This window comes from Alloalcanivorax balearicus MACL04 (assembly GCF_025532145.1).
In the GTDB taxonomy this organism is placed as follows: Bacteria; Pseudomonadota; Gammaproteobacteria; order Pseudomonadales; family Alcanivoracaceae; genus Alloalcanivorax; species Alloalcanivorax balearicus.
Genome location: NZ_ARXS01000021.1, coordinates 1 through 18,242, shown reverse-complemented (window position 1 = coordinate 18,242; position 18,242 = coordinate 1). Strand labels below are relative to the sequence as shown.

The 18,242-nt window shown below is 62.6% G+C and carries 17 protein-coding genes; 13 read left to right on the top strand and 4 right to left on the bottom strand.

The window, feature by feature from the left end; genetic code table 11:
• Nucleotides 1-4: 4 nt before the first annotated feature.
• The 8 genes from pabC to MA04_RS16025 all read left to right on the top strand — a co-directional run bounded on the left by pabC (nucleotide 5) and on the right by MA04_RS16025 (nucleotide 8,224).
• A complete protein-coding gene (gene pabC / locus MA04_RS16060) occupies nucleotides 5-793 on the top strand; it encodes an aminodeoxychorismate lyase (protein ID WP_262461552.1) in 789 nt (262 codons plus the stop codon).
• 73 nt (nucleotides 794-866) lie between these two features.
• On the top strand, nucleotides 867-1,925 hold the full coding sequence (gene mltG / locus MA04_RS16055; RefSeq protein ID WP_163124186.1) for an endolytic transglycosylase MltG: 1,059 nt from the start codon (nucleotides 867-869) through the stop codon (nucleotides 1,923-1,925).
• Nucleotides 1,922-2,548 (top strand): dTMP kinase, encoded by a 627-nt coding sequence (tmk, locus tag MA04_RS16050; RefSeq protein ID WP_262461549.1) that lies wholly within the window; start codon nucleotides 1,922-1,924, stop codon nucleotides 2,546-2,548. The genes mltG and tmk overlap by 4 nt, the downstream gene beginning before the upstream one ends.
• A complete protein-coding gene (locus tag MA04_RS16045) occupies nucleotides 2,545-3,555 on the top strand; it encodes a DNA polymerase III subunit delta' (RefSeq protein ID WP_022994617.1) in 1,011 nt (336 codons plus the stop codon). Before tmk ends, MA04_RS16045 begins: the two co-directional genes overlap by 4 nt.
• Before the next feature lie 58 nt (nucleotides 3,556-3,613).
• Nucleotides 3,614-3,961, top strand: coding sequence for a PilZ domain-containing protein (locus MA04_RS16040; protein WP_163124195.1), 348 nt, complete (start codon nucleotides 3,614-3,616; stop codon nucleotides 3,959-3,961).
• Nucleotides 3,962-4,235: 274 nt separating this feature from the next.
• On the top strand, nucleotides 4,236-5,033 hold the full coding sequence (locus MA04_RS16035) for a TatD family hydrolase (protein WP_262461547.1): 798 nt from the start codon (nucleotides 4,236-4,238) through the stop codon (nucleotides 5,031-5,033).
• Between the two features lie 2 nt (nucleotides 5,034-5,035).
• A complete protein-coding gene (gene rmuC, locus MA04_RS16030; protein WP_262461545.1) occupies nucleotides 5,036-6,364 on the top strand; it encodes a DNA recombination protein RmuC in 1,329 nt (442 codons plus the stop codon).
• Nucleotides 6,365-6,586: 222 nt separating this feature from the next.
• Nucleotides 6,587-8,224, top strand: coding sequence for a S1 family peptidase (locus tag MA04_RS16025; RefSeq protein ID WP_262461543.1), 1,638 nt, complete (start codon nucleotides 6,587-6,589; stop codon nucleotides 8,222-8,224).
• Here MA04_RS16025 and MA04_RS16020 read toward each other — a convergent pair.
• Nucleotides 8,197-9,027 (bottom strand): hypothetical protein, encoded by an 831-nt coding sequence (locus MA04_RS16020; RefSeq protein ID WP_262461541.1) that lies wholly within the window; start codon nucleotides 9,025-9,027, stop codon nucleotides 8,197-8,199. The genes MA04_RS16025 and MA04_RS16020 overlap by 28 nt on opposite strands.
• 11 nt (nucleotides 9,028-9,038) lie before the next feature.
• Nucleotides 9,039-10,160, bottom strand: a complete 1,122-nt coding sequence (locus MA04_RS16015; RefSeq protein WP_262461539.1) for an aminotransferase class V-fold PLP-dependent enzyme — start codon at nucleotides 10,158-10,160, stop codon at nucleotides 9,039-9,041.
• 200 nt (nucleotides 10,161-10,360) lie between these two features.
• Here MA04_RS16015 and MA04_RS16010 point away from each other — a divergent pair, with 200 nt between their 5' ends.
• The 4 genes from MA04_RS16010 to nirD all read left to right on the top strand — a co-directional run bounded on the left by MA04_RS16010 (nucleotide 10,361) and on the right by nirD (nucleotide 14,799).
• On the top strand, nucleotides 10,361-10,993 hold the full coding sequence (locus MA04_RS16010; RefSeq protein WP_163124214.1) for a TetR/AcrR family transcriptional regulator: 633 nt from the start codon (nucleotides 10,361-10,363) through the stop codon (nucleotides 10,991-10,993).
• Nucleotides 10,990-11,550, top strand: coding sequence for a DUF1285 domain-containing protein (locus tag MA04_RS16005; RefSeq protein ID WP_262461536.1), 561 nt, complete (start codon nucleotides 10,990-10,992; stop codon nucleotides 11,548-11,550). Before MA04_RS16010 ends, MA04_RS16005 begins: the two co-directional genes overlap by 4 nt.
• Before the next feature lie 372 nt (nucleotides 11,551-11,922).
• Nucleotides 11,923-14,454: a nitrite reductase large subunit NirB gene (gene nirB / locus MA04_RS16000; protein WP_262461534.1), complete on the top strand. Its 2,532-nt coding sequence runs from the start codon at nucleotides 11,923-11,925 to the stop codon at nucleotides 14,452-14,454.
• 3 nt (nucleotides 14,455-14,457) lie between these two features.
• The gene (gene nirD, locus MA04_RS15995; RefSeq protein ID WP_014995050.1) at nucleotides 14,458-14,799 is read left to right on the top strand and encodes a nitrite reductase small subunit NirD; all 342 of its coding nucleotides are present in this window, start codon (nucleotides 14,458-14,460) and stop codon (nucleotides 14,797-14,799) included.
• Here nirD and MA04_RS15990 read toward each other — a convergent pair whose 3' ends face one another.
• Nucleotides 14,800-15,636 (bottom strand): ion transporter, encoded by an 837-nt coding sequence (locus MA04_RS15990; protein WP_233916691.1) that lies wholly within the window; start codon nucleotides 15,634-15,636, stop codon nucleotides 14,800-14,802.
• A gap of 350 nt (nucleotides 15,637-15,986) precedes the next feature.
• Here MA04_RS15990 and MA04_RS15985 point away from each other — a divergent pair, with 350 nt between their 5' ends.
• Complete coding sequence (locus MA04_RS15985; protein ID WP_233916855.1) at nucleotides 15,987-16,844, top strand: redoxin domain-containing protein; 858 nt, start codon at nucleotides 15,987-15,989, stop codon at nucleotides 16,842-16,844.
• 154 nt (nucleotides 16,845-16,998) lie between these two features.
• Here the strand turns inward: MA04_RS15985 and MA04_RS15980 are convergent, their stop codons facing one another.
• The gene (locus MA04_RS15980) at nucleotides 16,999-18,075 is read right to left on the bottom strand and encodes a 3-deoxy-7-phosphoheptulonate synthase (RefSeq protein ID WP_233916692.1); all 1,077 of its coding nucleotides are present in this window, start codon (nucleotides 18,073-18,075) and stop codon (nucleotides 16,999-17,001) included.
• Nucleotides 18,076-18,242 lie beyond the last annotated feature (167 nt).

The following is an 18,242-nucleotide window of genomic DNA, read 5'->3' as shown; positions in this document are numbered from 1 at the left end:
CGCCATGCTGTCCCGCAGTGACCGTGGCCTGGCCTACGGGGATGGTCTGTTCGAAACCCTGAGGGTCGGCGCGGACGGCCGGGTGCCGTTGTGGCCCCGGCACCGGGCGAGAATGCTGGCCGGCGCCCGCCGGCTGGCGATTCCGCTGGCGGCACAAGGGCTGGAGCGGACTCTGGCGGCGCAGTTGCGCGATCATGACGCGGAGGCCGGCGTGGTCAAGCTGGTGCTGACCCGTGGCAGTGGCGGCCGTGGTTATTTGCCGCCGGAGCAGCCTGAACCCACCTTGTTTGGCCAATGGTTTCCGCTGACAGAAGAACCGTGCGACCATCTCCGTCACGGGGTCGAAATCGGCCTCTGCGATACCGTGCTGCCGGACGACCCCTTTGCCGGACTCAAGCATCTTAACCGCCTGCCGCAAGTGGCGGCGCGCGCCGAGGCCGGCCGCCATGGCTGGCGCGAGGGGCTGTTGCTGGACCGCCACCGGTGCCCGGTGGAAGCCACTTCGATGAATCTGTTCGCCGTGTTCGGCAACCTGCTGTGGACACCCTCCCTGGAGCGCGCCGGGGTCGCTGGCGTGGCACGCGACTGGCTGCTCGACATCGCCCGTGATCAGGGCTGGCAAGTGCAGGTGAGGGCGAGGCCCCTGTCACATCTGCGCCGGGCGGATGGCATTTTTCTTACCAACAGTATTGTCGGCCTGTTGCCGGTGCGTAAACTGGCGCAGTGGGCGTGGCCGATGAACCCGCACGTTCCACGGTGGCAACAGCTCTGGCGGGCGCAGTTCAACGACTGAGCGCGCGCATAACCCCGATCCCGCTCCGTGGCCAGGGCCAGGGATCGTCAATACAGGCATTGAAATTCAATCCATGCGTCGAAAAATACGAGTTTTTGCTCTGCTACTGGTGTTCGTCATCGTGGCGATTCCGCTGGCGGGCTTTTGGGTAAGTGGGTATTTGCATCGACCCTTGCCGGTGACCGAGGCCCGCCTGGTGCAGGTGCCGGCCGGCACCGGGTTCAGTCATTTGATGAGCAGGCTGCAAGGGGAAGGCCTGCTGGGCGGTGAGCCGGAGTCCACGCTGCGGCGGGTGGCGGGACGTTTTTACAGCCGATTCACCGGTGTCGAAGGGCGCATGCACGTGGGGGAATATCAATTGTTCCCGGGGGACTCTCTGTTGACGCTGCTGGAGCGTATCGACCGGGGGGAGGTGATGCAGCGCAGTGTCACCCTGGTGGAGGGCTGGACCTTTCGCCAGTTTCGCGCCCGTTTGTCCGAACTGGAAGGGCTCACCATCACGCTGGACGGGGTTGACGACGAGGAAGTGATGGCACGGCTGGGGATGCCGGATACCCATCCTGAAGGCTGGTTCGCCCCGGACACCTATTTCTACACCGCCGGTACCAGCGATATGGAATTGCTGCGCCGGGCCCTGGAGCGTCAACGCAAGATACTGGACGAAGCCTGGCTCGGCCGCGATGATAAGCTGCCCTATGACGACCCCTACCAGGCATTGATCATGGCCTCCATCGTGGAACGGGAAACCGGTGTACCCCAGGAACGCGGCCAGATCGCCGGTGTGTTCGTCAACCGCTTGCGTCTGGGAATGCGGCTGCAAACCGACCCCACCGTGATCTATGGCATGGGCGAGCGCTACGCCGGCCGCATTGGCCGGGCTGATCTGCGTGAACACACCCCTTACAACACCTATGTGATCACCGGATTGCCACCGACGCCCATCGCCATGCCCGGTCGCGATGCCATTTTCGCCGCCGTGCACCCGCAACAGACCAAGGCGTTGTACTTCGTCGCCCGTGGCGACGGCAGCCACACCTTCTCCAATACGCTGGCGGAGCACCGGCGAGCGGTACGCCAATACCAGCTCAACCGGCGTGATGATTACCGCTCAAGCCCGGGAGCGGCACCGTGAGCGGCCGCTTCATCACTCTCGAGGGCGGTGAGGGCGCCGGTAAAAGCGTCAACCTGGAATGGGTGGCTGAACGCCTGCGTCAGCGCGGCAAGACCGTGCGTGTCACCCGGGAGCCTGGCGGCACCGAACTGGCGGAGCGCATCCGTCAGGTACTGCTGGCACCCAGCGAGGAGCCGATGGCCGATACCACCGAATTGCTGTTGGTGTTCGCCGCCCGTGCCCAGCACCTGGACGCTCTGATCCGGCCCGCCCTGGCCTGTGGCGAATGGGTGCTGTGCGACCGTTTCATGGACGCCACCTGGGCCTACCAGGGCGCCGGGCGCGGCCTGGACCGTGACGCCATCGCCATTCTCGAGCGGCTGGTGCTGGCCGGGGTGACGCCGGATCACACCTTGCTGTTCGACGTGCCGGTGGAAGTGGGGCTGGCCCGCGCCGGCAAACGGGGAGAGCTGGACCGCATCGAGCAGGAGAGCCGTGATTTTTTCCAGCGGGTGCGTGACTGCTATCTGCAACGGGCCCGCAATGAACCCGGCAGATTCGTGCAGGTGGACGCCACTCGGCCGCTGGAGCAGGTGCGCGAGCACCTGAGCGCCTGGGTGGATGCGATTACGGAGGGGGCATGAGTAAAGCGCCGGTACAGGTACCCTGTCCCTGGCATCAGGAGGAGATGGCGCGGCTGCTGGATCAGCACCAGCGTCAGCGTTTGCCCCACGCCCTGTTACTGGCCGGCCCCGAAGGCATCGGCAAATACCGGCTGGCACAGTCGTTGATGCAGACGCTGTTGTGCCGGCAACCCAGCGCCGGCGTGGCCTGTGGCCAGTGCGAGGCCTGCCACCTGAGCACCGCTGGCACCCACCCGGATATGCACGTGCTGACACCGGAAGGAGGCAGCCGGGCGATCAAGATCGATCAGGTGCGGCGCTTGGTGGAGTTCTGCTCCCGCACCGCCCAGTTCGGCGGCGGGCGGCTGGCGCTGTTGTCCCCGGCGGAAGCGCTCAACCGCAGTGCGCAGAATGCGCTGCTCAAGACTCTGGAAGAGCCGGGGCCGGGCATGACCCTGATTCTGGTCAGCCACCAGCCCAGCCTGCTGCTGCCCACCGTCCGCAGCCGTTGCCAGCAACGGTTGTTGCCGGTGCCCGCCGCCGATCAGGCGCTCTCCTGGTTGACGCCGCAGGTCGGGGAGGCGGCGCCGGCGTTGCTGGACGCGGCCCAGGGCGCGCCTTTGAAAGCGCTGGTGCTGCAGGACGCGGACTGGTTCAGCGATCGCCGCCGGCTTGCCGAACAGGTATTGAGAGTGGCCCAGGGGCGTCTGTCTCCAGCCCAGGGCGCACAGGCCCTGGCGGCGTTCGAGCCGGACACCATGGCGCGGATATTGTATGGTTGGCTGGCCAGGGCGACGCGGTTGGCGGCGCTTGGGGGCGCGGCCATACCCGCCGGCGAAGGCGATGCACAACTGGAGCCGCTGCTGCGGCAGCTCGCCGATACCGTTCCGGTGGCGCGGTTGATGCGCGCCACCCAACGGATCCAGGAAGGCCGCCGGCAAATCCTGGCCGGGGCCAACCCGAACAAGGAATTGCTCATGGAGCAATGGATGCTGGTGCTGGTGGGCGTGGACGCCGCCTTGCAGTAAGCGCCCACGGAATTGGCATGCACAACAATCACAAGCAGTACCGCGACAGGGGGGTGGCATGAAGATGCCGGGGGGCCGTAGTGGCATTCTTTCGCTGAGTATCAAGGACAAAGCAGCGCTGTACGCTGCTTACATGCCGTTCATCGGCAACGGCGGCCTGTTCGTGCCGACCGAGAAAGTCTATCAGCTGGGGGAGGAGATCTTTCTCCTGCTCAGCATCATGGATGAGCCGGAGAAAATACCGGTGGCCGGCCGGGTGGTCTGGATCACGCCGCGAGGCGCCCAGGGCAATCGCAGTGCCGGCATCGGCGTGCAGTTCTCCGATCAGGACGACACCGCCCGGCGCACCATAGAAAATCACCTCGCCGGCTCGCTGCAATCGGACCGGCCCACGCATACGATGTGACGCTGGCCGCTTGCACACAACACGCCATTCGCTGCTAAAGCCGCTTCCTACGGAAGGGACTACGAAGCCGCTGTGGGCGCTTGCCTGCAAGCGAATTGGGCTCCACAAGAGATTCGCTTGCAGGCAAGCGCCCACAGCGGCCTTGTAGCCACCCGTGAATTCATGTCTCGGGCCAAGGGTTTGGCGTGCCGGCGTGCTGTGTGTAAGCGTCCAGCGTCCCGCACTCAACATCCCGTTTCATGTAGAATGCTCGCAGTTCAATACGGAGTGTTTCATGTCTACGGAGACCCTTGATCTGGTGGACTCCCATTGCCACCTGGACCGCCTCAATCTGGACGCCTACCAAGGTGATTTTCAGGCCCTCATGGCCGCCACCCGCGCCGACGGCGTGGGCACCATGCTGTGCATCGGTGTCGATCTGGAAACCTTTCCACGGGTGCGGGAGATGGCTGAAACCCAGCCGGACGTGTTCGCCACCGTCGGTGTGCATCCACTTTACAAGGACGTGCATGAACCGGACGCGGCGGAGCTGATCGGCTTGGCGGACCATCCCAGAGTGGTGGGCATCGGTGAAACCGGCCTGGATTACTTCTACGCCAAGGAGCAGCGGGAGTGGCAGCAGAAGCGTTTCGTTGAGCATATCCGTGCCGCTCGCGACACCGGTCTGCCGCTGGTGGTGCACACCCGCGGCGCCAAGGACGATACCCTGGCGCTGCTGCGCGAGTATGGGGAAGGGCGGGTGCGGGGCGCCCTGCACTGCTTCACCGAGGACCGCGACATGGCGGAGCAGGCCATCGAACTGGGTTTTTACATCTCCATTTCCGGTATCGTCACTTTCCGCAACGCGGAAGCGCTGCGTGCAACCGTTGCCGCGTTGCCAGTGGAACGTTTGCTGATCGAGACCGACGCACCCTGGCTGGCGCCGGTGCCCCATCGGGGCAAGCCCAACGAACCCCGTTACGTCGCCAAAGTGGCGGAGTGCGTGGCGGAACTGAAAGGGTTGCCCGTGGCGGAGCTGGCCCGCATTACCCGCGATAACTTCTTCCAGCTGTTCAATAAGGCGGTACCGTGACGATGGCGACGTTTTGGTGGTGGCTGGTGGCCGCCGCCGTGGCCGCGGCGGTGATCGCCGCACTGCTGGTCTGGCTGCCGATGCGGCGGCGTCGTGCCCTGTTGGAACAGGAAGCAGAGCGACTGGCGCTGCGGATCCAGGCGCTGGAACAGGAACGTGACGAGCAACGTCAGTACCTGGAACAGCAAGGTCAGCAATGGCGCCAGGCGGAGGAAAAGCTGTCCGTCGCCCGCGCCGAACAGGCCCGTCTGGAGGAGCGTTTGTCCGGCCAGCAGGACAAGCTGCGCTTCGCCGAGGAGAGCCGGGAGCAGTTACGCAAGGAATTCGAATTGCTGGCCGGGCGCATCTTCGAGCAGCGCAGCCGTCAGTTCGAGGAAAAGAACCGTGAAGGCATCCATACCCTGTTGCAGCCGTTCCGTGAGCAGTTGACCGAATTCCGCCGCCGGGTTGACCAGATCCACGGTGATGATGCCCGTGCCCAGGCAGCGTTGTCCGAGCAGCTCCAGAATCTCAAAAGTCTCAACCAGCAAATGCATCAGGATGCCCGGAATCTGACCGACGCCCTGCGCGGCCAGGTGAAGACCCAGGGCAACTGGGGCGAGATGATTCTGGAGCGGGTGCTGGAAAGCTCCGGCCTGACCAAAGGACGGGAATACGACACCCAGGTGGCGTTGCGTGGCGAGGACGGAGGTCGGCGGCTGCCGGACGCCATCGTCCATCTGCCCGAAGGCAAGGACGTGGTGATCGACGCCAAGGTCTCCCTGGTGGCTTATGAGCGCTTCACCAGCGCCGAGGACGAGGAGGAACGCCGCCAGGCCCGCGATCAGCACCTGCAATCCGTGCGCGCCCATATCAAGGGGCTGGACATCAAGGATTACAGCCGTCTGGACGGGATTCGCAGCCTCGACTTCGTGTTGCTGTTCATCCCGGTGGAAGGGGCCTTCATGACCGCCATGGAAGCGGAGCCGGGGCTCTACACCGAGGCCTACGAGCGCAACATCGTGCTGGTCAGTCCCACCACGTTGCTAGTGACCCTGCGCACTATTCAGAACATCTGGCGGTATGAGTATCAGAATCGCAATGCCCTGGATATCGCCGATCGCGCCGGCCGTATTTGTGATCAGGTGTCCCTGATCAGCGAATCCCTGGAGGATGTGGGAGACAAGCTCGGCAAGGCGCAACAGGCCTGGGAAACGTCCTACAAGCGGCTCACGGAAGGGCGCGGCAACCTGCTGGGGCAGGCGCATAAATTGCGGGATCTGGGAGCCAAGGCCCGGCGTAATCTGCCGCCTCCGGTGGAGGATGAGGATGACGAGGACATCAGCGATTAATAAGTCACTTTTTATAGTGCTATAAATTGTAGATAAAAAACTTAAATAGGCGCCTATCGTGTGGTTAATCTGCACGAAGTGGCGCCTTTTTATTGTTTTTGCACATGCTTTTTTGTGACACACATCACAGTAATATATCCGTATCGATCTGCTAGGTAGAATTTCTCATTATTCTGGGATTAATGTCCTGTCTCTTTGCGAAATTGCCTTGGTGGGTGTGGTGTGAATTTGCGTATCTTTGTTGCTTTCTCCTGTGTACTGCTTTGCCTGGCGCCCTTGGGCGGCCGGGCACAGAGCATGTCGCCACAGATTATCGGGGGGGAACCGGTCACCGCGGCGCCGTCCTGGATGGCGGAGCTGGAGGTGAGCCGTTCCGGTGATCCGGAACAGGGCTCGTTTCTGTGCGGCTCGGTCCTGGTGGCGCCCCGCTGGGTGCTGACGGCGGCACACTGCGTGCGTGGCCAGAGCGGCAGTCAATTGAAGCCGGAGCAACTGTTCGTCGCTCTGGGCAGCGCCGACCGTGGCGGGGAGCCGGCGGAGCGCTGGCCGGTGCAGACGGTGCATGTGCATCCGCAATTCGTCTACGGCGTCTTCCACAATGACCTGGCATTACTGCAAATGCAGGGAGAATCCGCCCTGGCCGCGCTCGACCTGGCCAAGAACCGGGAAATGCAGGCGTTGATCGACGGCGCCGCCGAGCGGGCCCTGACCGCTTACGGCTGGGGTACCACCGAGAGCGGAAGCGCCCCCCGGATGCTTCATCAGGTGGCGTTGGATTACATCACTCCGGAGCGCTGCGCGCGTCACTGGTCCAACCTTACCGATCGTCAGCTGTGTGCCGGTGAGCTGCAAAGGCAGGGGGATTCGGGACGCGATACCTGCCGGGGAGACAGCGGTGGACCACTGATCTATCGCTATGACGGCCGCCCCTGGCTGGCCGGCATCACCAGCTATGGCCCGCCTCAGTGCGCCACACCGGATGCGCCGGGCGTCTACACCCGGGTCAGTGATTACCTGGCGTGGCTGGAGAGCACCTCCGGCGATGCGCTGGTGGACTTGCACAGCCGTCCGCTGGGAGGGCGCCGCTACAGCCCTCCGGGGGAGACTCTGACACTGTCTTTGAGGCTGGAGAATCAGAGCCGGGTCAATGCGGCGCACCAAGTGGGCGCGCGTATCGATCATGACCAAGGGGTGCGGATCAGTGCCGATGAACTGGCTTGTCGTGACCACGACGGTTACAGCCTGTGCCGGGGTGATGCTTCGCTGGCGCGCGGGGCCAGTAGCGGCGATTATCGCTTGCGGGTGCAATCCAGCACTGGTGCGACGGTGCAGTCCCGATTGTGGATCCGGCCGGACAGTGCCGCCCACGATTATTACCGGCTGGAACGGGATGCGGTGACCGCGATCTTCAGTGATCAGCCGGATCTGCTGATGGCCGCAACCCAGTGTCTCAACGGCGACACCGTCACGCTGGAAGCCCGATTGATCAATCGCGCCACCCATTTCCCGGCCCGGGATGCCTGGCTGTCGTTCCGGATTCCGCAAGGCTGGTTCTGGAAAACCCTGCCCGAGGGGTGCAGTGGTGGCGCCGCGGTTCGGTGTCAATTGGGGGATCTGGCGGAAGGGGCGCAGGCCAGTCGGTCACTGGTGATCGAAGGGGAGGGCGAGGGCCGGGTCTATCTGGACGGTGGCTCATCCAGCGGAGATTTCCCGGCTGGAGATACCCGCTTGTCGTTCCTACCATCCCAGGCGCAAGCGGAGACGCCTCGCGCCGGTGCTGGCGGCAGCGGCGGCGGTGGCGCCCTGGGATTGGGGTGGGTATTGCTGTTGGCTTACGGGTTATCCACCAGACTCAAATGAGAGGCCTGCTGTTCCGAGGCCATGGCACCGGCGTTCCCTTTCCACGGAATAGCCTGAAATCCGGCGGGGACCTGATCCAGTAGATAAGGAGCCTTGATCACGTCGAAATAGGGCGAGTGATCGAAATCGGCGGCGTGGAACAGGCGCGGCTGCAGGCGCAGCAACCGTGAGCCATCGTCTTCCGGCCGTTTCACCAGCGGATAAACCGGGAATTGAATGAAAGCGAAGGCTTCGCCCACCAGGCTGCCGCTGAGGGTACGCAGCAACTCAGTGGCCAGGCGGTTGGCGAGGCGCCGGCGCCAGCCGCTTGGCAGCGTGCGCCAGGGAAGTAGCCAGAGCAGCATAAGGGTGCTCCAGGAGGTGGTGCTGCCGGTGCCGACCCGGCTGATGGCGTAGCGCAGCGCGTCCTGGCGCTCATCCGTGGACAGATTTTGTGCCCGGCAGACGCGCAGATGCAGGCCGCTGAGCGTGCTCAATTCCCGCACCCGTAACCCTCTCTCCAGGCTGGCATCCAGCACCAGTTGAGTGTCCGGTTCGCAAGGCACGTAATCGGCCAGCAGGGCGCGCAGGGACGGGTCGGCGACGTCGTGCAAACGGCCGATATAAAGCAGGGCACGGGAGAACCGGCTGCCGGTGAGCCGCCGCAGTCGCCGGTCCAGAGCACTGTCGCTGTCCACCAGCAACACGTCGCAGGGCTGCAGCAGGACACGCTGATGGTCCAGGCTGCTTTGCGGCCAATCCTTGCCGCCGTCCTGACGTTGCAGGCGCTCGCACAGCCATTGATAGAGTCGTTGCGTTCGCATGGGGCGCTATCCTACAACAGCGCCAGGGCGCGGTCGATGACTGACTGGTCAGTATGAAAGTGGGGCGAGAAGCGCACGCCGCCACCGCGCTGGGCGCAGACCACGCCGCCCTGACGCAGACGTTCAAAGGTGGATTGCGGTTCCTCGCCGGGCAGCCGGAAGGTGACGATGCCGGCGCGGCGGCGTGCCGCTTCCGGGGTCAGCAACTCCGCGCCGCGCGCCTTGAGCTCGCCGATCAGGCCGGTCATGGTATCGGTCAGGCGCTGTTCCACCGCCGCCATGCCCACCTCTTCCAGTAACGACAGAGACGCGTTGAGTGCATGGGCGCACAGCAGGTTGGGGCTGCCGCACTCGAAACGTCGGGCATCATCCGCCGGCCGCCAGTCCTGGCGGTCGTATTCACCGGATGCCGCCACCATGTGCCAGCCGAACTGACGCAGGCGCAGCCGATCGCGGGCTTCCGGCCGGGCGTAGAACAGCGCCAGCCCCTCCGGTCCCAGCATCCACTTATGGCCATCGGCGACGACGAAATCCGCATTGATGCTTTCGGCGTCGAAGACGTGGGCCCCCAGACTCTGGATCGCATCCACGCAGAACAGCACGCCCCGTTCCCGGCACGCGGCGCCGATCGGAGCCAGATCCAGGCGAATGCCGCTGGCATATTGCACCGATGACAGTGACACCAGGCGCACACGGGGGCCAAGCGCATCAATGACGCGTTGCTCGGCGTTGTCTCCGTCCACCGCCACCTGGATCACCTCCACACCCTGCTCGGCCAGGGCCTGCCAGGGAATGCGATTGGAGGGGAACTCCTGGTCGCTGATCAGCACCTGATCGCCGTCCCGCCAGGACAGGCCCTGGGCGATGACCGACAGCCCTTCGGAGGTGTTCTTGAGCAAGGCGATGTCCTCGTGTGGCACACCGCCGATCAGCGCCGCGAGGCGGCCGCGCAAGGTCTGCTCGGTGTCGAGCCAGCGTGGATAGTCCCGCGCTCCCACGGTGATGTTCTGCTCGGCGAAACGCACCACGGCGTCCCGGGTGCGTTTAGGCCAGGGCGCCACGGCGGCGTGATTGAGATAAAGCACGTCGTTTTCAAGAGGGAATTCCGCGGACAGATCCAGAGCGCTGGTCATGTGATGATCGACTCCATTGTCATTGCCGGGCGGGTGGGTATCATCCTGCCCGAAAGGGGCATCGATAATTCGCCGGAACACATGACTCACAGCATGACCGATTGCCGTGGCAGGTCAACCTGGCCCGTGATGCATGGTGCCCGAGGGTGGGATAAACTGTGGTGAATCGCGAGGTTCACCGGTCTTGGGAGTAAGGATGAATGGCTGATCTGGAAAAAGCGACGCGTAAGGCACAGGAGTTCCGGCAACGGGAGCAACAAATCCTCGACACCGCTCTGGAATTGTTCCTGGAGCAGGGGGAGGATCGTGTCACCGTGGAAATGATCGCCGACCGGGTGGGGATTGGCAAAGGCACCATCTATAAGCACTTCGAAACCAAGAACGAGATCTATCTGCTGCTGATGCTGCGTTACGAAGAGGATCTGGCGGCGGTGTTCAACAGTATTTCCGAGGACGACGACAAGGAAAAACTGACCCGCGAGTATTTTCGTTTCCGCATCAACGATCCGGCCCGCTACCAGCTGTTCGACCGGCTGGAGAACAAGGTGATCAAGGACCACGCGGTGCCGGAACTGGTGGAGAAACTGCACAACATCCGCGAAGCCAATTTCGAACGCCTCAAGAGCATCGTCAAGGCGCGCATCAGCGAGGGGTCTCTGGAAGACGTGCCGCCGATTTATCACATTTGCGCGGCCTGGGCGCTGGCCCATGGCGCCGTGGCGCTGGCGCAGTCGCCGTTCTATATGGGACTGATCGACGAAAAGGAGGATTTCCTCGACTTCCTGATCGAGATCGGGATTCGCATGGGCAATAAAGGACAACGCCGAAAATGACTTCCGCCGATTCCCTGTTGGCCTTGCTGGAAAAGGCCGAACGGGACGAGCAGGGGCTGCCGCCGGTGCATCAGTGGCACCCGGAGCACCAGGGCGAAAGCCGTATGCGCATCGCCCGTGATGGCACCTGGTATTACCAGGAGTCTCCGATTGAGCGGGAACGCATGGTGCGATTGTTCTCCACCATTCTTTTGCGTGAAGAGGACGACTATTTCCTGATTACGCCGGTGGAAAAGTTGCGAATCGAGGTGGATGACGCGCCTTTTGTCGCCACCGACGTACAGCGGGTGAAGGACGGTGGCGTCGACAAGCTGGTGTTCACCACCAACGTGGGGGCGCACGTGGTAGCCGGCGAACGGCATCCATTGCGAATAGAACACGACCCGGACAGCGGTGAGCCGTCCCCCTATCTGCATGTGCGCGACAATCTGGAGGCGCTGATTTCCCGCAACATGTTTTATCAACTGGTGGAATGGGCCGGCCATGAAGAGCGGGACGGCGTGACCCACTTATATATCGACAGCGACGGCGCCCGTTTCCCCCTCGGTTCCTTCTGATACACAACCAGACCGGACTACGAAGCCGCTGTGGGAGCTTGCCTTGCAAGCGAATCTTTTGCGCCGGAAGCCGAATTCGCTTGCAGGGCAAGCGCCTACAGCGGCCTGGTAGCGACCTCCGATTTGATCTCTCTCAGGTTGTAGTGTCAGCAAACCGCCCCACAACCGTGCCCGTTTTTGTTCCAACATGGCGCACCATAATCTGCCTCGAAATGGGGCGCCCTTGCCCGCGGCTAAAGCGAATGTCCCTTCCCCTGATCGTTCTTTACAGCCTTAAACCCATTTAAATCAAAGGGTTATGCACATGGCATGGGCTTTGCTTTCACCCTGTTCAACAGTTGGCAAGCTGAAACGGTGAAAGGGGACATTCCCATGACGAAACAAAAGGTGTTGCTGGTAGGCCACGGTATGGTGGGGCAGCGCTTTCTGGAGGCGCTGGCGGACCGTGGTGGTCTTGATCACTACGATGTGACGATCCTGTGCGCGGAGAGCCGGCCGGCCTATGACCGGGTTGGTTTGACCCGTTACTTTACCGAGCGCGATGCCGATGCTCTGTCGCTGGTGCCGGATGGTTTCATGGCACAACCGGGGCTGACCCTGAAACTGTCCACCCGAGTGCGCGAGATCGATCGACACGCCAGGGTAGTGATCACCGAGGCGGGGGAACGGCTGGATTACGACAAACTGGTGCTGGCCACCGGATCCTACCCGTTCGTGCCTCCCATTGACGGCAACGACCGCCCGAACTGCTTTGTTTACCGCACCCTTGATGATCTGGACGAGATTATCGCCGCCGCGGATCAGGCCCGTATCGGCACCGTGGTGGGCGGTGGCCTGCTCGGCCTGGAAGCGGCCAAGGCGCTGCACGACCTGGGGCTGGAAACCCACGTGGTGGAATTCGCGCCGCGTCTGATGGCGGTTCAGGTGGACGATCTCGGCGGCGGTTTGTTGAAAGACAAAATCCAGGCCCTGGGTGTGACGGTTCACACCAACACCGGCACCCGGGCCATCGTCGACGGAGAGCAACACCGCCATCGCATGGACTTCGGCGAGGACCGCCACCTGGAAACCGACATCATCGTGTTTTCCGCCGGCATTCGCCCGGAGGACAGCCTGGCCCGTGCCTGCGGGCTGGAGCTGGGTGAACGCGGCGGGGTGGTGATTGATGATTACTGTGTCACCTCCGACCCGGATATTTTCGCCATTGGCGAAGTGGCGTTATGGCAGGGCCGGATCTTCGGTCTGGTGGCGCCGGGCTACCAAATGGCGGAGACCGCCGCCGCGCGGTTGTGCGCGGATTCCGAGCCGAGTTTCCAGGGTGCCGATATGAGCACCAAGCTGAAACTGATGGGTGTGGACGTGGCCTCGGTGGGGGATGCTCATGGCCAGACGCCGGGTGCCCGCAGCGCGGTGTTCTTCGACCAGAGCACCGGCGTGTACAAGAAAGTGGTGGTCAGCGAGTGTGGCAGGAAGCTGCTGGGTGCGGTGCTGGTGGGCGACGCCAACGATTATGGCAACCTGCTGCAACTGTGCCTGAACCAGATTGACCTGCCCGGAGAGGCCGCTGCTCTGATCGCGCCGGCCGCCGGCGACGCGCCCATGCTCGGTGCCGATGCGTTGCCGGATAGTGCCCAGATCTGTTCCTGCAACAATGTTTCCAAAGGCGCGCTTTGCGCCGCCATCGATGATGGCGCCACCACCGTTGGTGATCTGAAAGCCTGCACCAAGGCCTCCGCCACCTGCGGCGGCTGCGCGGCTTTGGTCAAGCAGGTGCTGGACAGCGAGCTGGCCAAGCGCGGCGTGGAGGTGAATAACCACGTGTGCGAACACTTCCCGTATTCCCGCCAGGAGATCTACCACCTGGTGCGGGTGGGGGAAATCAAAACCTTCGACGAGCTGTTGGAAAAGCACGGCAGCGGCGACGGCTGTGATATCTGCAAACCGCTGGCCGCTTCGGTGCTGGCGTCCTGCTGGAACGACTATGTGCTGAGCAAGCCCCACGCCAGTCTGCAGGACACCAACGATTATTTTCTCGGCAACATGCAACGTGACGGCACTTACTCCATCGTGCCCCGTGTACCCGGCGGTGAAATCACGCCGGACAAGCTCATCGTGCTGGGCGAAGTGGCGAAGAAATACGATTTGTACACCAAGATCACCGGTGGGCAGCGGGTGGATCTGTTCGGTGCCCGCGTCGAGCAGTTGCCGGAAATCTGGAAGATTCTGGTGGACGCCGGTTTCGAGACCGGACACGCCTACGGTAAATCCCTGCGCACGGTGAAGTCCTGCGTCGGTTCCACGTGGTGCCGATACGGCGTCAAGGACTCGGTGGGTACCGCCATTCAGGTGGAAGATCGCTACAAGGGGCTGCGCAGCCCGCACAAGATCAAGATGGCGGTGAGTGGCTGCACCCGTGAATGCGCCGAAGCGCAAAGCAAGGATGTAGGCGTGATCGCTACCGACAAAGGCTGGAACCTTTACGTCTGCGGTAACGGTGGCATGCGCCCTCGTCACGCGGATCTGCTCGTCTCCGATTTGTCCGACCAACAACTGATCAGGACCATCGACCGTTTCCTGATGTTCTACATCCGCACCGCCGACCGCTTGCAGCGCACCAGTGTCTGGCTGGAAAACCTGGAAGGCGGGCTGGATTACCTCAAGCAGGTGATCCTGGACGACTCACTGGGCATCGGTGATGAACTGGAAGCACAGATGCAGCAAGTGATCGACACCTATCAATGCGAGTGGAAGACCACCGTGGAAGATCCCCAGGCGGTGAAACGCTTCAAACACTTCGTTAATGACGATGTCGCCGACGACAACCTGCACTACGTCCGTGAGCGCGGTCAGCGTCGTCCGGCCTATGAACATGAACGTATCGAGCTGGTGCAACAGGAGGGTTAAGGCATGAACAGTTCCGTTACTCTGGAATGGAAAGCGGTCTGCAAAGTGGATGAAATTCTGCCCGGTACCGGTGTCGGGGTGCGTCTGCCCGAGGGGCAGGCGGCGCTGTTCCGTACCCGCGACGGTCAACTTCATGCGCTGGATAACATGGACCCGTTCAGCCGCGCCAATGTGATCAGCCGTGGTCTGCTGGGCTCTCTGGGTGGCACCAGAGTGGTGGCATCACCGCTGTACAAGCAGCACTTCTGCCTGGAAACCGGGAAGTGCCTGGAGGACGAGACGGTATCCCTGACCGTGTATCCGGTCCGGCAGCGTGGCGAGCTGGTGGAAGTCGCCGTCGGCTGATCAGGACCCGTCGTCGCCGGGCTTGGGCAAACCAGTGCCGCATTGTTTGCAGAAGCGGGCGTCTGGATCGTGGTCATGGCGGTGGCAGTTGGGGCATTCCCGTTCATAGCGGCGGGCAATGTGCGCGGCGGAGATTTCCGCGGTGACGATGCCGGTAGGCACGGCGATGATGGCGTAGCCGGTGATCATCGCCATGGACGCCACGGCCTGGCCGAGGGGCGTCTGCGGCGAGATATCACCGTAGCCTACCGTGGTCACGGTGACGATGGCCCAGTAGATGCTGCGTGGAATACTGGTGAAGCCGTTACTTGGCCCTTCGACCACATAGATCAGACTGCCGAAGATGATGATCACCACCAGCACCGAGAACATGAAAATGCCGATCTTGCGGCGTGTGCGGGCCAACGCCAGGCCAAGCTGGTTGGCCTCACTCATCAGTGCCGCCAGTTTCATTATGCGGAAGATTCTCAGCACCCGCAGAGCGCGAATGGTAAGCAGATAGTTGGCGCCGGGCACCAGCAGGCTGATGTAGGTGGGAACCACGGAAAGCAGATCAACCACGCCGAAGAAACTGCGCGCGTAGCGCAGCGGGCGGTCACTGACCCAGAGACGAATCAGGTATTCGCCGGTGAACAGCAAAGTGAAGAACCATTCCACGCCATACAACCAGTCGCCGTAACGCTGGTGGATGCTTTGCACGCTGTCCAGCATGACGGCGACAACGCTGCTGAGGATGGCGATGATCAGCAAGAGGTCGAAACGCTGGCCGGCCGGGGTATCCGTGCCAAAGATAATGTGGCGCCAGCGCTCACGCTGGGATGGGGACTGGGACGACATCCTGTTGATTGCTCCGTTTCTGCCCATGCCGGACCGGACGGGCCCAATGAATCCGGTCATTCTGATTTGGCCGGGTTACATTCTCTCTTGTTAAACCTTTCGTGACCACCTAACTTATCCCTTGTAACGCATTCTGGAACCTTGGGGAAAACGTTTCAGGGTTGATATGCAATCACCTCCGATGGCGGCGGCCCGGCCCCGCGATCCGCATAATGATAGTCAACAATAGTCAGGGGGCGACAATGATCGGTATGGCATTGGCGCGGCGAGGGCGACGCAAGGGGACGGCGTCGAGGGCCGTGGTGGTGCCCACGGACGGGGTTGGAAATGGGGAGGGCAAGCGGCGCGTGATGAAACGGATCCGGGCTTTCCTGATTGCCATGCATCCGTTGGTGGCCGCCGTGATCTGCTGCCACGCCTTCTGGATGGCGGTCTCTCAGCGTCATTGGATTTGGCTTGGCCCTTTGCTGGTCAACGCGCCGACCCTGTCGCTGGCGGTGTGGCTGGTGCGGCGTGGCCGTTCCGGCTGCGGCTCGCAACTGCCCGTGGTATTGCTGTGCGCCTGGCTTGGCAGTGCCTGGACCTTGCTCGGTACCCTGTCGCTGGATGATCCCCAGCCTCTGGCCTGGATTTACACGGCAATTGGGCTGGTCGGATTGGCGGCCTGTCTGCTTTGGTATTTTCCCCAATACCGGGAACGCGACGACGGTCCCCGTCCCGGTCAGCGGTTGCCGGTGCTGACTTTTCAGGACTTGCGCGGCAATGCCGTATCCTCCACCTCATTGCGAGGCGCCCCGGCGGTACTGTTATTTCATCGCAGCGACTGGTGCCCCAAAAGCGTGGAACTGTTGCGTCTGCTGGCGCGGCATCGCGGTGCCCTGGGGCGCCGTGGTGCCCGTATCGTCCTGATCAGCGCCGACAGCGATGCCCGCTCCTGCCGCATGGCGGACCGGCTCGGCGTGCCGCTTGAACGTTGGATTGATCCGGATCTTGCCGCTGCCCGGCAACTGCAATTGCTGGATCCCGGCGGCACCCCCCTGGGATTGGAACTGCTGGGACATCAATCCGATACCGTGGATCCCACGGTGATCATCATCGATAGTCTGGGTGATATCCGTTACGTGGATAAGGCCGGGAATTCCCGTTACCGGTCCGAGCCGGTGACCTTCCTCAGGGTGCTGGACAGCGCGGTGCCCGCGTCACGATAAGGGATGGAAGAGGGCGGCCGTGGAGCGTTACATTCGCTGGCAAGCCAGCTTCCCACAGCAGCTCCGGAGCCCCCTGTGGGAAGCTGGCTTGCCAGCGAATTGGAGTGCGGCGATCCCGGAAAAGGACCGCGTTTTCTCTGTTTCCCCGGTGGACTCAGCGGTCGCGCTGCGGTAACACGTCGCGGACCTTGTTGGCCAGGGCGCGTACGGCGTCCTCGGTGGTCTGCCAGTCGATGCAGCCGTCGGTGACGGAAACGCCGTATTGCAGATCGTCCAGGTTCTCGGGGATTTTCTGATTCCCTTCGTTGAGGTGGGACTCGACCATCAGACCGACGATGGAGGTGTTGCCCTCGAGAATCTGATTGCCGATGTTTTCCATCACCAGCGGCTGCAGGCTCGGATCCTTGTTCGAGTTGGCGTGGGAGCAGTCCACCATGATGTTGGTGGAAACGCCGGCCTTATGCAGAGCACTCTCCGCCAGGGCCACGGAGACCGAATCGTAATTCGGCTTGCCGCCACCACCACGCAGTACCACGTGAGCGTAGGGGTTGCCACGGGTGGTGGTCAGCGCCACGCGGCCGTCCGGGTCGATGCCCAGGAAGCGGTGCGGGTACTGCACGCTGAGCATGGCGTTCACCGCCACATCCAGGCTGCCGTCGGTGCCGTTCTTGAAGCCCACCGGGCTGGACAGACCGGAGGACATTTCCCGGTGGGTCTGGGATTCGGTGGTGCGGGCGCCAATGGCGGACCAGGCGATCAAATCCTGCAGATACTGCGGCGTGGTCGGGTCCAGTGCCTCGGTGGCCGCCGGCAGGCCCAGTTCGGCCACGTCCAGCAACAGACGACGGGCGATATGCAGCCCTTCCTCCACCTTGAAGGAGTCGTTCATGTACGGGTCGTTGATCAGGCCCTTCCAGCCCACGGTGGTGCGGGGCTTCTCGAAATAGACCCGCAATACCAGGAACAGGGCATCATCGACTTCCTCGGCCAGGGCCTTGAGACGACCGGCGTATTCCAGAGCCGCTTTCGGATCATGGATGGAGCAGGGCCCGATGACCACGAACAGCCGCGGGTCCTTGCGGTCGAGAATGTCACGAATCACCTGCCGGCCGCCGACCACCGCGTCCCGGGCGGCGTCGCTCAGAGGCAACTTTTCCTTGAGCGCCCGTGGCGTGATCAACACCTGCTGGGACTCGATATTGAGATCGTCTACCTGTCGTATCTGGCTCATGATGCTGGATTGGCCTGTGTTTTCAGTCTCTGCGGATTCGGCAGTCTAGCCGAATCCGGATGACGAAGAAATAACACAGAGCCAGGGGGGCAGTTAATAGTGAATAGTTAACAGTGAATAGCGGCGCGGCCACCAGGTGGACCGGCCCCAAAAAAGTAGACACCTTC

Excerpts from the sequence above, each read along its gene's own strand:
- pabC (WP_262461552.1), top strand. The coding sequence starts at position 5 with ATGCTGTCCCGCAGTGACCGTGGCCTGGCCTACGGGGATGGTCTGTTC.
- mltG (WP_163124186.1), top strand. The coding sequence starts at position 867 with ATGCGTCGAAAAATACGAGTTTTTGCTCTGCTACTGGTGTTCGTCATC.
- MA04_RS16045 (WP_022994617.1), top strand. The coding sequence starts at position 2,545 with ATGAGTAAAGCGCCGGTACAGGTACCCTGTCCCTGGCATCAGGAGGAG.
- MA04_RS16040 (WP_163124195.1), top strand. The coding sequence starts at position 3,614 with ATGAAGATGCCGGGGGGCCGTAGTGGCATTCTTTCGCTGAGTATCAAG.
- MA04_RS16035 (WP_262461547.1), top strand. The coding sequence starts at position 4,236 with ATGTCTACGGAGACCCTTGATCTGGTGGACTCCCATTGCCACCTGGAC.
- rmuC (WP_262461545.1), top strand. The coding sequence starts at position 5,036 with ATGGCGACGTTTTGGTGGTGGCTGGTGGCCGCCGCCGTGGCCGCGGCG.
- MA04_RS16020 (WP_262461541.1), bottom strand. The coding sequence starts at position 9,027 with ATGCGAACGCAACGACTCTATCAATGGCTGTGCGAGCGCCTGCAACGT.
- MA04_RS16015 (WP_262461539.1), bottom strand. The coding sequence starts at position 10,160 with ATGACCAGCGCTCTGGATCTGTCCGCGGAATTCCCTCTTGAAAACGAC.
- MA04_RS16010 (WP_163124214.1), top strand. The coding sequence starts at position 10,361 with ATGGCTGATCTGGAAAAAGCGACGCGTAAGGCACAGGAGTTCCGGCAA.
- MA04_RS16005 (WP_262461536.1), top strand. The coding sequence starts at position 10,990 with ATGACTTCCGCCGATTCCCTGTTGGCCTTGCTGGAAAAGGCCGAACGG.
- nirB (WP_262461534.1), top strand. The coding sequence starts at position 11,923 with ATGACGAAACAAAAGGTGTTGCTGGTAGGCCACGGTATGGTGGGGCAG.
- nirD (WP_014995050.1), top strand. The coding sequence starts at position 14,458 with ATGAACAGTTCCGTTACTCTGGAATGGAAAGCGGTCTGCAAAGTGGAT.
- MA04_RS15990 (WP_233916691.1), bottom strand. The coding sequence starts at position 15,636 with ATGTCGTCCCAGTCCCCATCCCAGCGTGAGCGCTGGCGCCACATTATC.
- MA04_RS15985 (WP_233916855.1), top strand. The coding sequence starts at position 15,987 with ATGAAACGGATCCGGGCTTTCCTGATTGCCATGCATCCGTTGGTGGCC.
- MA04_RS15980 (WP_233916692.1), bottom strand. The coding sequence starts at position 18,075 with ATGAGCCAGATACGACAGGTAGACGATCTCAATATCGAGTCCCAGCAG.